The following is a 12,487-nucleotide window of genomic DNA, read 5'->3' on the forward strand; positions in this document are numbered from 1 at the left end:
CCGCCGGGGTTGGTGGGGGTTTGGCGTGGGCGGGGGGGGGGGGGGGGGCGGGGGTGGGGGGGGGCGGGGGGGGGGGGCCCGGGCGCCGTTCCCGCCGGGGGCGCTGCGGGCGGGAACGGTGGACGTGGTGCACGGCACCAACTTCGCGCTGCCGCCCGCGGTGCGCGCGGGCGGTGTGGTGACGGTGCACGACCTGGCCTTCCTGGACGAGCCCGCCGAGGCGGAGCCGGGTTTCGCCGACCTGGTGCGCTCCTCGGTGCGGCGGGCGGCGGTGGTGTGCACGCCGAGCGCGGCGGTCGCCGACTCGGTCGCGGAGCGGTTCGGCCTGCCCCGCCAGGACGTGGTGGTCACGCCGCTGGGGGTGGACCCGGAGTGGTTCGATGCGGTGCCGCCGGGGGCCGAGCTGCACCGGCTGGGCCTGCCGGACGAGTACTTCGCGTTCGTCGGCGCCGAAGGCCCGCGCAAGGGCGTCGAGGTGTTGCTGCGCGCCCACGACCGGCGGCTGCCACCGCTGGTGCTGGCCGGTCCGGGCGAGGCGCGGCAGACGGGGAAGGTGCTGCGCACCGGGTACCTGCCGGAGCCGGAGCTGCGCAGCGTGGTGGCCGGGGCCCGGGCGTTGGTGCTGCCGTCGCGGGACGAGGGCTTCGGGCTGCCCGCGCTGGAGGCGCTGGCCTGCGGGGTGCCGGTGATCTGCTCGGACCTGCCGGTGCTGCGGGAGGTCACCGGCGGACTGGCCGAGTTCGTCCCGCACGGCGACGCGGCGGCGCTGCGCGCGGCGTTGCAGCGGGCCGCGGCGGCGGCGCCCGATCCGGCGGCGGTGGCGGCGCGGCGGGCGCACGCGGCGCGGTTCACCTGGCGCGGCTGCGCGGCGGCGACGCTGCACGCCTACGCCCGCGCGGCGAGCTGACGGGGCGGCGCCCGCCGAGTCCGCCGAGTCCCGGGTCGCCACGCCGTGACCTCGTCGATGCGCACTCGGTACCCGCCCATTCCCGGACCGTGACCGCGGCGCCCGCGATCCGTGCGACCGTGCCGGAGCCGCACCGCGCACCGTTCCGCATTCCTTTCGTTGCCACGATCCCGATCGATCGGTCGCCGGTCGATGTTTTTCCCGATCGATATGAGAGCACGCCGAGAAACGGTGTCGAATCCCACTGGGAATCGACCAATCGATTTCGGGACGGACTCCTGATCTGCCGCCAGAGAACCCGTTCGCGCCTGATCCCCTAATAGGGGAAAAGCACAGGGGGATCACCCCCATGTCCCGCCGCTCACCGCCCTCCTAGCGTGGTGACCACGGGCGGAACGGGTCGGCGGCGCGAGGGTCGCGGTGCGATCGGTCCCCGAAATCCGAGTCTTGGCCGACTCGGACCTGGCTGTGCGGCGGGTACCGATGACTTCGCCACAACCGTTCCGACCCGCTCGTGCAGCATTCCTGGGAACGGAGCGTGCGGACCGTGGAGACGGTGTACGAAATCCTGCGGCGAGTGGTGGCGGGCGCGGAATCGCGCGCCGAGTTCGCCGCCGAGCCGCGCGCATTCCTGGACCAGGCGGGCCTGCCCGAGCTGAGCAACGCGGACGTGGTGCACGCCGCTTCGCTGGCCCTCGACCTCGCACCGGTCGAGGTCGTCGACGAGTTCACCCGAGCCCTGCCCCCGGGGCTGGTGGTGCTCGCCGCCGACGGCGACGGCGTGCCCGCGGACGCCCTGATGCCGTTCCTCCCGAACGGTCCCGATGAATTGGAGAGCACGATGGCCACCCCGGAGATCTTCACCGCGCTCGGCGACGTCGAAGGCCTGCTGTCGCCGACGGCGCGCACCACCGACGAGCAGTCCACCGAGAACAGCGGCAACAGCACCGAGACGTCCCGCAGCGAGGACAGCACCGGCTCGGACAACCAGCTGGGCGCGCCGGTCGGCAACGGCAACGACGTCGGCCTGGTCGGCGACATCAACACCGGTGACATCAGCGGCCTGACCGGCGACCTGAACGCGGGCAACGTCGCGGGCAACGGCGTCACCGACGTGGTCGGCGGCCTGGAGGACACCGTCGGCGGTGTCCAGGGCGGCGACCTGACCGGCGGGATCTCGGACCTCACCGGTGCCGGGGACCTGACCGGCGGACTCGACCTCGGCGGCGTCGACGGCGGCGGCGTCATGGGTTCGGTGCAGGACGTCACCGGCGAGCTGCCGGTCGACGACGTGGTCGGCGGCGTCGCCCCGATGGCGGACCTGACGGCCCCGCTGACCGGCGCCGACGGCCCCGTCGGTGGCGTCGAGGGCACGGTCGAGGACCTGACCGGCGGCCTCGGCATCTGATCGGCCGGCGCGGGACGAAGGCCACCGGGCACTGCTCGGTGGCCTTCTTCGCGGGCGCCCGATTCGCGCCGTTCCTGGCCGGATCGCCGATTCGGCCCGTCGCCGCCCCGGTCGGCACCGAACACCGGGAGCACGGGCGGACGACGGGACGGGAGATCGGATGCGGCAGCCCCAGGGCGCAGGGGCGCGGGACGGGCCTGAGGCACTGCTGCTCCGGGTGGCCGCGGGCGATCCGCGCGCGTTCGAGCTGCTCTACGACCGGGTCGTGGTGCTCGTGCACGCGGCGGCCCGCGACGTGCTCGACGACGACGCGCACGCCGAGGAGGTCACCCAGGAGGCGCTGGTCGAGGTGTGGCGCACCGCCGCCCGGTACCGGCCGGAGCGGGGCGGCGCGATCGGCTGGGTGCTCACCGTGGCGCACCGGCGGGCCGTGGACCGGTTGCGCTCGGTGCGGTCGGCGCGGGCGCGGGACGCGCGGTTCGCGGCGCGCTCGCACCGGATCGCGCACGACTCGGTGGTGGAGGCGGTGCTGATCCGCAGCGAGCACTGCGAGGTGCGCAGCTGCCTGGCCGGGTTGACCGCGTTGCAACGGGAGGCGGTGGCGCTGACCTACTACTGCGGGCTCGACCACCGGGAGGCCGCGCGCCGGCTGGCCGCCCCGGCGGCGACGGTGAAGACGCGGCTGCGGGACGGGCTGATCCGGCTGCGGGACTGCCTGCTCACCGCCCGCTGAGCCCGGGCGGCGCGTCGTCCCAGGCGCGCACCAGTTCCGCGTAGGTCGCGGAGCGGGCGGGCAGTTCCGCGGGCGTGCCGAGCTGCGCGCCGGTCCCGTCGAGCAGCAGCACCCGGTTCGCGCGCCGCGCCGAGCCGAGCCGGTGCGCGATCACCACCAGCACGCCGCCGCGCGCGGCGAAGGCGCGTTCGGCACGGGCCTCCGCGGGCCCGTCCAGGTGCGAGGTGGCTTCGTCGAGCACCACGATCGGCGCCGCGCTCGCGTGCACCCGGGCCAGCGCCAGCAGTTGCCGCTGGCCCGCCGACAGGTCCGCGCCGCCGTGGCGCACCTCGCCGTCCAGCCCGCCCAGCCGGGCCACCAGCTCGGCGGCGCCGACGTCGGCGGCCGCGGCCAGCAGGTGCGCGTCGGTGCTCCCGGCCGCCAGCAGCGCCACGTTCTCCCGCACCGTCCCGGCGAACAGGTACGCCTCCTGCGGGGTGAACGCGATGAGCCGGTGCCGCACCGCCGGATCCAGCTCGGTGACCACGACTCCCCCGACGCGCACCGAGCCGCCGGTGGGCGCGAGGGTGCCGGTGAGCAGCCCGGCGAAGGTGGACTTGCCGATGCCGCTGGGTCCGACGACCGCGAGGTGCTCGCCGGGGTCCAGGTCCAGGTCCAATTCGGACAGCACCGGTTCGGCGTGCTCGCCCCACCGGTGGGTGAGCCCGCGCGCCCGCACCCGCGGCCCGGCCGGGACGTCGCGCGGCCGGTCCGCGGGCGCCGCGCGGCCGATCTCGGCGAGCCGGTTCAGCGCCACCAGCAGCCGCAGCAGCACCGACCCGGTGGTGGCGGCCAGCCCGTGCAGCGCCGGTTGCACGGTGCCGGTGACGTACACGAGCGCGCCGAGCACCGCGCCCGCCGTGAGCCGCCCGCTCCCGACGGCCCACGGCGCGATCGCCAGCACCAGCAGCACCGGCAGCAAACCACCCCCGCCGATGATCAGGGTGCGCAGCGCGGCGGCGGTGGACATCCGGACCGCGGCCGCGGCCTGCGCGTCCACCGCGTCGCGCACCGCCGCGATCGCCTGCCGCTGCGCGCCGCAGGCCGCCACGTCCCGCAGCCCGGTGAGCACCGCCCCGGCCCGGGTCGCGGTCCGCTCGTCGGCGAGGGCGAGGCCGCGCTGGCGGCGGGCGAGCGCGGGCAGCGAGCAGCCGAACAGCGCCACCGCCAGCAGCACCGGCGGCGCCACCGGCCACAGCAGCAGCGGGTCCAGCGCGGCCACCCCGGCCAGTGCGGCGGCGACCGACACCAGCAGTCCCCTGGCCTGCACGAGCAGTCCCGCCGTCGCGTCCCGCACCACCTCCACGTGCTGGGTGATCCGGGCGACGCCCGCCGCGTCCGGTCCGCCGCGCGGCGGGGCGGTGTCGGCGAGCACGTCCCGCACGACCCGCCGCACCAGCACGTCGCGCAGCGGCTCCACGATGGCTCCGATGCGGCGCCACACGAACCGGACCCCGGCGGCGCCGACCACCGCGGCGGCGGCGAACGCGAGCAGCCAGGCCGCGCCGACGTCGAACCGGCCCGCGGCGAACCCGTCGTCGACGGCGTTGCGCACGAACGTCCCGGACAGCAGCGCGGGCGCGGCCTCCAGCGCGGAGCAGGCCAGCAGCACCGCCCAGCCGCGCCGGTGCCCGGTCAGGGCGCGCCGGTACTCGCCGATCAGCACGGCGCCTCCTCGGTGAACAGGGCGCGGTAGTCCGGGTCGGCCCACAGCTCCGCGTGCGGGGCGGCGCGCCGGATCCGGCCCTCGTCGAGCCACACCACGAGGTCGGCGCGGCCGGCGGTGCCCGCGCGGTGGGTGATCACGACCCGGGTCCGGCCGGGCAGCGCGGTGGTGATGGCGCGCTCCACCCGGTCCTCGGTGATCGCGTCCAGGCTGGCGGTGGCGTCGTCGAGCACCAGCAGCCGCGGCGTCCTGGCGAGCGCGCGGGCCAGCCCGAGCCGCTGCGCCTCCCCGCCGGAGAGCGGGACCTCGGCGAGCGGGGTGAGGTAGCCGTCGGGCAGCCGGGTCACCAGGTCGTGCACCTGGGCGGCGCGGCAGGCGGCGGCCACGTCCGCTTCGACCGCCCCGTAGGACACGGCGGTCGCCACGGTGGTGCCCAGCAGCACCGGCCGGGCGAAGGCGACGCCCACGTGCGCCGCCGCCGGATCGAGCTCCGCCGTCGGCACCCCGTCGAGCAGCACCTGCCCGCGGTCGGGCGGGCGCAGCCCGGCGAGCACCTCGGCCAGCGTGGACTTGCCCGCCCCGGAACGTCCGACGACGGCGACGATCGTGCCCGCAGGCACCACCAGGTCGATCCCGTCGAGCACCCCGCGCACCACGGCGCCGCGGACCCGCAGCTCCCCCGGCCCCGACGGCAGCACCCGGGAACCGGCCGGTTCCGGCGCGACCCGGTGCACCTCGGCGAGCCGCTGCGCGCAGGACCGGGCGCGGGACAGCGCGGTGAACAGCGCCGACTGCCGGACGACGCCCATCCCGGCGGTGGCGTAGCCGAGGGCGGCCAGCACCTCGCCGACGGTGAGCCTGCCCGCGAACAGCCCGAGCCCGGCCGCGCACAGCACCGCGATCTGCACCAGCGGTACCAGCAACCCGGCCCGCCACATCAACCGGGACTGGGTGCGCCAGGTGCCCGCGCCCGCCGCGCCGAGCCGGTCCAGCGGCCGCAGCACCCGCCGCGCCTCCTGTTCGGCGACCCCGGCGGCGGCGATGGTGCGCAGCCCGGTGACCGCGTCCAGCAGCCGGGCGCCGAGCTCGCCGGACGCCTGCTGGTAGCCGAGCAGGTCCGCGGCCGTGCTGCGCAGGTGCGACCGGGCCAGCAGCACCGCGAGCGGCAGCAGCACCACGAACACCAGCGCCACCCGCAGGTCCAGCCGCAGCAGCGCGCCGAGCGCGCCCACCGACAGCAGCACCGCGGTCGCGATCTCCACCAGCGTCGCGGTGATCCCGCCCGCGCCCGCGCAGTCCCCGGTGAGCCTGCTGACCGCGTCCCCGGCGGCGAACGGGCCGCGGTGGCCGAGCAGCACCAGCCGCTCGGCGAGGTCGGCCCGCAACCGGGCCGTGGTGGCGGCGGTGATCCGCGCCGACAGCAGCACCGCCAGCACCTGCGCGGCGATCCCGCCGCAGCCGAGCAGCAGCAGCGCCAGCAGCGGGGCGACGGCACCGCTGCCGGAGACGGCGGCGTCGACGGTCCGCGCGAGCGCCGCGGGCAGCAGCAGGGCGCAGCCGGTCGCCGCCAGCGCGATCAGCACCAGCAGCAGCACCGGCCACCGCTGCGCGCGCACCGCGGGCGCCAACACCCGTTCGTGGTCCACCATCCGGCGTCCTCCTCCGCTCCTCGGCCCTCGTGCCCTCCGCCGCCGTCGCGCGCGATCTGCCGCGGACGGCCCGCGGCACGGGACGGCCCCGGCACCGCGTGGGTGCCGGGGCCGCACTTCAGCCGTCGTCCGCCTCGGGATCGTGCTCCGCGTGGTGCCGCCGCTCGGCCGGCGTTCGCGCCGACCGGTGCCCACCGGTCGCGACCGGCACCGTCGCGGTTCCTCGACGTCCCGCTCCCGGGGGCGGCCCCGCCGTCCGGCGGGTGGGCCGCCGGAGGTGGGTGCGCCGCACCGGTTCGAGCGCGATGAGCGGGTCGTCGGAGCTCCGCCACCTGACCCCCGCGCGGCACGAGGCGGGCGACGCGGCGATCAGTGGCAGGTGAGCAGGCTCACCGTGCTGTTCGCGCAGGACGCGAGCAGGCTCAGGTTGCTGCCGTTGTCGCCGCCACCGCCGCCGCCGAACGAGGTCTCGTTCCGGGCTTCGAGCTCCTGGAGCTGCAGGACCATCTCCACGGTCGTTCCTTCCGTCGTTTCCTTCGTTGACCGGGCGGGATCCCGCCCGGAGTTCGTGGTGCCACCGGTCGCCCGGCGGGTGCGCGGCGCTCACGGCGCGGTGCGGGGGCGCGGAGCTCACGGCGCGGTGCCGAAGAACGGCAGCACCCGGCCGTGCCCGTCGAGCACGGCGGCGACGGTGGCGAGCACGCCCGCGCCGCCGGTGGCGACGTCGGTGGACAGCCGCAGCAGCTGGTTGCCGGGCATCGCGATGCCGCCGTCCCCGAAGGGCAGGGCGTGCCAGCCCAGCGCGGCCAGGTGGGTGCCGATGGCCGCGGTCCGCTCCGGTTCGGGCCGCCGCCGGTCCGCGGCGGCCAGCGCGGCGAGCAGCCCGCAGCGGCCGTGCAGCAGTCCGGGGTGGATGACGAACTCGCCGAGGCAGGCGGCCAGCAGGTCCGGTTGCCACCGCAGGCATTCCGCGCCGGGGTGGCGCAGCGCGAGCTCTTCGGCGACGAGCGCGATGCCCGCGCTGCCGACCCCCAGGTACGGCAGGGTGCGGGCGGTGCCGTCGCGCACCTGGAGGCCGCCGCCGTCGGTGCGGGCGCATTCGTCGAGGTCCCGCAGCAGCGCCCGGTCGGCCAGCTCCAGCCAGGCGCGTTCCCCGGTGGCGTCGTGCAGGTGCGCGAACAGCAGCGCGGGCCCGGACCAGCCGTCGAGCAGCCCGGCCCGGCCCACGTCGCCGGGCGGCGCGGCGGCGGGCAGCTCCGCGGCGAGCCGGTCGGCGAGGTTCAGCGCGCGGTTCAGCGGTTCCCCGTCGTCCCAGCGGTGCGCCAGGTGCAGCAGGTTCAGCGCGATGCCGGCCCGGCCCGCCCCGTAGCCGTGCCCGGTGGTCTGCGCGGCGAGCCCGGCGGCGGCCGCCACGAGTTCCCGCGCGGCTTCGCGGTGCCCGAGGTGGTCGAGCACATGCGCGGTGCCGTGCGCGCCGTCGAGCAGACCGGGCCGCTGCGGCGGGGTGCGGCGCACCGCGTCGAGCAGCCACCGCTCGTGCTCCGGGTAGCGCCCGGCACCGGCGACGTCCAACGCGAGCAGCACGCCGGCGGCGCCGTGGGCGATGCCGGTGCCGCCGACCCGGAACTGCTCGATGTCGCCGGGGAACAGCCGGTCCGCGCGTGCCGGGGTGGCGCTGCCGAGCACGCCCTCGGCGAGTCCTTTGCGGACGATCCCCCAGTCCGGCGCGGGCTGGTCCAGTTCGGTGGTGGCGGGCGCGGTGCCCGCGGGCAGCAGCCGTTCGCGCAGCGCACCGCCGTACTCGGCGGGCAACCGGAAGCGGCGGCGCGCCACGTCGACGAGCGCGTCGAGCTTGCCGGGCGCCAGTTCCAGCAGCGCGTTCAACGGCAGGAACATCCACAGCGCGAGCGCGGCCAACGCGTGCCCGTCGACCTCGGTGCCGCTGCTGCCGGGCGGGGCGCGGAATCCGGGCGCGCCGAGCGCGGGCCGCGGGGCGTCCACGTCCAGCGCGGCCATCTCGAAGTCGACGAGCGCCACCGAGTCGTCCTCGTCCACCAGCACGTTGAGCGGGTGCAGGTCGCCGAAGACGACGCCGCGGGCGTGCACCCGGTCGATCAGCTCCCGCACCCGGTCGAGCAGCGCGAGCGCGCGGTCGGCGTAGGCGGTGAGCTCCTCGGCGGTGGTGCCGCCGCGGGTGAGCGGGTAGTTGCGGGCCAGCCAGGCGCCGAGGTTGCGGCCCGGGACCGGTTCGACGACGAGGAACGTGTGCTCCCAGGCGGTGCACAGCTCGTGCACCGCGGGCACGCCGGGGACGCCGTCGAGGTGCCGCAGCACCTGGTGCTCCCGGCGCAGCCGCACCTCGGCGTCGGTGCCGTCGCGGTCCAGCCCGGCGTGCGGGCGGGCTTCCTTGAGCACCACTTCGACGCCGTCGGATTCCCGGGTGGCGCGGTACACGCCGCCGCCGTTGGAGAAGTGCATCGAGGACGTCACCCGGTACGGGAACCGGGTCGTCCCCGGGTCCCGGCGGGCGGCCAGGTGCGGTTCGAGGAATGCGGGCAGCCGCACCCAGCCGGGCACCGAGAATCCCGGTCCGCGCGCATCGGGAACGAGCGCTCCGTCGGGCCGTTCTACGGCGAGCACCCGGGTTCCGCCGACTTCCACCCACCGCTGCTCGAATCCGCCGTAGCGCACGTACAACGGACCGGAACCGCAGCGGAGATCGCTCAGCACGTACGGCCCGGATTCGCCGCGCAGCGGTGCGGACAGTTCGAGGAGAATGCGTTCGAGGTGGTTCTCGTCCACCGGGTAGAGCGTCATGAACTTCCCGCTCGACGAACGCGACGCGTATTTGGAGTTCCGCGCGAGGAGCACGTCGCGCCCGGCCAGGTGCTTGAACGCGATCCGGTTGCGCAGGCAGTACCCGCCGACGGTGCGCAGCACCCGTTCCGCGTTGTGCAGAGTGGCCGAGACGTGCACCTTCCACCCCTGGGAGGGCAGGTCCACGCCGCGCGGGCGCAGCATCCGCCAGCCGCCGGCGGTCACGTCCGACCAGCTCGAGACTTCCGGGAGTTCGAGCAGCCGCGCGTATTCGCCGGGACCACCGGAAGCGCCGTTCTGCTCGTCGAAGAACAGCGGATCGGCGAAGCAGAATGCTTCGTACCGGAAGTCCATGGCACACCTTTCCCCCGAGCGCAGATCACGTGATTTCCGCGACATCCCAGTCGGTCCGACAGTTCGCCGGCCGCGGTGAAATTTCCTCATGCCCGGAACCGGCTGCCAACCCGCCGAACAAGTGATCGCACTAGGCTCGAAGAGTGACTACTTCGGTCTCGTTACCACCAGGTACCGCAGTCGTTCGCGCACCGATCCGGAGCAACGATCACCCATTCGCCTGTAACACCGGCGCTGGCAGCGGAAATGGTTCAACGGAAACCGCGCGGCTCGAATCGAATGCAGGAACAGCGGAACAGCTCGAAGAATGCGCGCGCAATGAATGCGGGCCGCGGGCAGCCGTCCGCGAACGCCCCGGAACCGGGAGCGGCGGCCGTCCCGGCCCTCCCCGCGAACGCGCCGGAACCGGGAGCGGCGGCCTCCTCAGCCCTCGCCGCGCAGGGCCGCGCCGTCCACCTCGAACGCCGCCGCCAGCGCCGAACGCCAGTCCCGCAGCGGGCTCAGCCCGGCCGCGTTCCAGGCGCGCGGCGAGAGCACCGAGTAAGCGGGCCGCGGCGCGGGACGCGGGAAGTCGGCGGTGGCGCACGGCAGCACCCGGTCCGGGTCGGCGCCGATCTCGGCGAACACGGCGCGGGCGAACTCGTACCAGCTGGCCCGCCCGGAGTTCGTGCAGTGCAGCACCCGGTCGGCCGGATCGCGGCGTTCGACCAGCAGCCCGGCCAGCTCCAGCAGCCCGGCCGCCAGGTCGCCGGTCCAGGTGGGGCCGCCGACCTGGTCGTCGACCACCGTCACCTGCTCCCGCTCGCCGGCGAGCCGCACCATCGTCTTGACGAAGTTCCCGCCCCCGGCGCCGTACACCCAGGAGGTGCGCACCACCCAGGCCCGGTCGGCGGCGGCGAGGACCGCGCGCTCCCCGGCGAGCTTCGTGCGCCCGTACGCGGTGCGCGGGCCGGTCTCGTCGGACGGCTCGTAGGGCACGTCGGCGGTGCCGTCGAAGACGTAGTCGGTGGACAGGTGCACCAGCGGCACCCGGCGCACCGCGCAGGCGCGGGCCAACGCCGCGGCACCCGCCTCGTTGATCGCCGCGGCCCGTTCCGGCTCGCCTTCGGCGGCGTCCACCGCGGTGTGCGCGGCGGCGTTGACGACGACGGGCCGGAGGTTGTTGTCCCGCGCGGTCTCGGCGAACGAGTCCACCGCGTCGGTGACGTCCTGCTCGTCGCGGACGTCGAGCTCGCCGGAACCGGGCGCGTGCACCAGGCCGAGGCGGCCCTGCGCCCGGCGGTGCAGTTCGCGGCCCAGCTGGCCGCGGCCGCCCGGCACCAGCAGCGCGATCTCGTCCAGCCCGGTGATCGGGCCCGCTTCCCGTTCCGTCATCGGCTGATCGTCGCCGCCTGCTTCAGCGGTTCCCACCAGGCGCGGTTCTCCCGGTACCAGCGGATGGTGTCCGCGAGGCCCTCGCCGAAGTCGACGACGGGCCGGTAGCCCAGCTCGGTGCTGATCTTCGCGTGGTCCACCGAGTAGCGGCGGTCGTGGCCCTTGCGGTCCTCGACGTGGCGCACCGCCGACTCGTCGGCGCCGAGTTCGGCGAGCAGCCGGTCGGTGAGCTGCCGGTTGGTCAGCTCGGTGCCGCCGCCGATGTTGTACACCTCACCCGGCCGCCCGGCCCCGGCGACGAGCTCGATCCCGCGGCAGTGGTCGGTCACGTGCAGCCAGTCCCGCACGTTGCCGCCGTCGCCGTAGAGCGGCACCTGCCGACCGTCCAGCAGGTTCGTGATGAACAGCGGCAGCATCTTCTCCGGGAACTGGTACGGCCCGTAGTTGTTGGAGCAGCGGGTCACGCAGACCGGCAGGCCGTGGGTGCGGAAGTAGGCGCGGGCCAGCAGGTCGGAACCGGCCTTCGCCGCGGAGTACGGCGAGTTCGGCTCCAGCGGATCCCCTTCGGGCCAGGAGCCCTCGTCGATGGAGCCGTACACCTCGTCGGTGGAGACGTGCACGAACTTGCCGACCTCGGCGGCGAGCGCGGCCTGCAGCATCACGTCGGTGCCGAGGACGTTGGTGCGCACGAAGTCGGAGGCGCCGAGGATCGATCTGTCCACGTGGGACTCGGCGGCGAAGTGCACCACCAGGTCCACCCCGCGCATCAGCTCGCCGACCAGCTCGGCATCGCAGATGTCGCCCTGCACGAAGCGCAGCCGCGGGTCGTCCGCGACGGGGCGCAGGTTCTCCCGGTTTCCCGCGTAGGTGAGCTTGTCCAGCACCACCACTTCGGCGTCGGCGAACTCCGGGTGGTCGCCGCCGAGCGATCGCCGCACGTAGTGCGACCCGATGAAACCGGCACCGCCGGTGATCAGAACTCGCATGGCACCTTCCCGAAAGAGCGGCCGGGCCGGGTGGTGGCCCGGTCCGGGCTGGCTTCGCCCGCAGTCTGCCACGCGCGCGGCCGGCCGGATCACGGTACCGGCGGGATCTCGTGCGCAGCGGGTTGTGGGGGGTTTCCCGGCGTCTACCCGAGCGCCGGGAGGCACCCGCGGGGGCTCGTGGACCGTTGCGGAGAATGAGATCGGGCAGCGCTCGGCGTGATCGAACCTGTCCATCGTTCGAGTGACACCGATCGTCCCGCCCGCGCGCAACCCCAGCGGCAGATCACCGTTAGCCTGCACGGTGACCCCGCCGAGGATCACCCCGGCGAGGTGTAACGCTCGCAAGGCAGGCCCTGAGGAGGATTCGGCGTGGACGACCGGTCGCGACGGCCAGGTGGCCCACCGGGGCAGCCGGGCAGGCCCGTCCCCCCGCGCGGGCCGAAGGGCGGCCCGGCAGGCGGTGTCCCCGGCAGGCCCCGCCCCGGCGGCGCACCGGCCGGACGGCCCGTCGGCGGCGAAGCCCGCCGTCCCGCCCCGGCCGATCGCCCCAAGCC

General features: G+C 75.6%; 9 protein-coding genes. 3 read left to right on the top strand and 6 right to left on the bottom strand.

The window, feature by feature from the left end; translation table 11 throughout:
• Positions 1-25 precede the first annotated feature (25 nt).
• The 3 genes from LCD31_RS25475 (at position 26) to LCD31_RS25485 (ending at position 3,048) form a co-directional block, all read left to right on the top strand.
• On the top strand, positions 26-907 hold the full coding sequence (locus LCD31_RS25475) for a glycosyltransferase family 1 protein (RefSeq protein ID WP_308015868.1): 882 nt from the start codon (positions 26-28) through the stop codon (positions 905-907).
• 538 nt (positions 908-1,445) lie between these two features.
• A complete protein-coding gene (locus LCD31_RS25480) occupies positions 1,446-2,315 on the top strand; it encodes a hypothetical protein (RefSeq protein ID WP_224962105.1) in 870 nt (289 codons plus the stop codon).
• Positions 2,316-2,475: 160 nt separating this feature from the next.
• The gene (locus LCD31_RS25485; RefSeq protein WP_224962107.1) at positions 2,476-3,048 is read left to right on the top strand and encodes a sigma-70 family RNA polymerase sigma factor; all 573 of its coding nucleotides are present in this window, start codon (positions 2,476-2,478) and stop codon (positions 3,046-3,048) included.
• On the opposite strand, the gene LCD31_RS25490 is transcribed toward LCD31_RS25485, so the two are convergent.
• The 6 genes from LCD31_RS25490 to rfbB all read right to left on the bottom strand — a co-directional run bounded on the left by LCD31_RS25490 (position 3,035) and on the right by rfbB (position 11,933).
• Positions 3,035-4,753: an ABC transporter ATP-binding protein gene (locus LCD31_RS25490; RefSeq protein ID WP_224962109.1), complete on the bottom strand. Its 1,719-nt coding sequence runs from the start codon at positions 4,751-4,753 to the stop codon at positions 3,035-3,037. The genes LCD31_RS25485 and LCD31_RS25490 overlap by 14 nt on opposite strands.
• Entirely contained in the window at positions 4,747-6,402 is a 1,656-nt protein-coding gene (locus LCD31_RS25495) for an ABC transporter ATP-binding protein (RefSeq protein ID WP_224962111.1), read from the bottom strand. The genes LCD31_RS25490 and LCD31_RS25495 overlap by 7 nt, the downstream gene beginning before the upstream one ends.
• Before the next feature lie 369 nt (positions 6,403-6,771).
• Complete coding sequence (locus LCD31_RS25500; RefSeq protein WP_255615140.1) at positions 6,772-6,909, bottom strand: SapB/AmfS family lanthipeptide; 138 nt, start codon at positions 6,907-6,909, stop codon at positions 6,772-6,774.
• A gap of 123 nt (positions 6,910-7,032) precedes the next feature.
• Positions 7,033-9,573 (bottom strand): class III lanthionine synthetase LanKC, encoded by a 2,541-nt coding sequence (lanKC, locus tag LCD31_RS25505; protein WP_224962115.1) that lies wholly within the window; start codon positions 9,571-9,573, stop codon positions 7,033-7,035.
• A gap of 423 nt (positions 9,574-9,996) precedes the next feature.
• On the bottom strand, positions 9,997-10,947 hold the full coding sequence (gene rfbD / locus LCD31_RS25510) for a dTDP-4-dehydrorhamnose reductase (protein ID WP_224962117.1): 951 nt from the start codon (positions 10,945-10,947) through the stop codon (positions 9,997-9,999).
• Positions 10,944-11,933 carry a dTDP-glucose 4,6-dehydratase gene (gene rfbB / locus LCD31_RS25515; RefSeq protein ID WP_224962119.1) on the bottom strand — a complete coding sequence of 330 codons (990 nt, stop codon included), beginning with the start codon at positions 11,931-11,933 and terminating at the stop codon, positions 10,944-10,946. The genes rfbD and rfbB overlap by 4 nt, the downstream gene beginning before the upstream one ends.
• Positions 11,934-12,487 lie beyond the last annotated feature (554 nt).

It is taken from the genome of Saccharopolyspora sp. 6M (genome assembly GCF_020176775.1).
In the GTDB taxonomy this organism is placed as follows: Bacteria; Actinomycetota; Actinomycetes; order Mycobacteriales; family Pseudonocardiaceae; genus Saccharopolyspora_C; species Saccharopolyspora_C gregorii.

What these genes read in the sequence shown, in the direction of transcription:
- LCD31_RS25485 (WP_224962107.1), top strand. Translation starts at nt 2,476, where the DNA reads ATGCGGCAGCCCCAGGGCGCAGGGGCGCGGGACGGGCCTGAGGCACTG.
- LCD31_RS25495 (WP_224962111.1), bottom strand. Translation starts at nt 6,402, where the DNA reads ATGGTGGACCACGAACGGGTGTTGGCGCCCGCGGTGCGCGCGCAGCGG.
- LCD31_RS25500 (WP_255615140.1), bottom strand. Translation starts at nt 6,909, where the DNA reads ATGGTCCTGCAGCTCCAGGAGCTCGAAGCCCGGAACGAGACCTCGTTC.
- lanKC (WP_224962115.1), bottom strand. Translation starts at nt 9,573, where the DNA reads ATGGACTTCCGGTACGAAGCATTCTGCTTCGCCGATCCGCTGTTCTTC.
- rfbD (WP_224962117.1), bottom strand. Translation starts at nt 10,947, where the DNA reads ATGACGGAACGGGAAGCGGGCCCGATCACCGGGCTGGACGAGATCGCG.
- rfbB (WP_224962119.1), bottom strand. Translation starts at nt 11,933, where the DNA reads ATGCGAGTTCTGATCACCGGCGGTGCCGGTTTCATCGGGTCGCACTAC.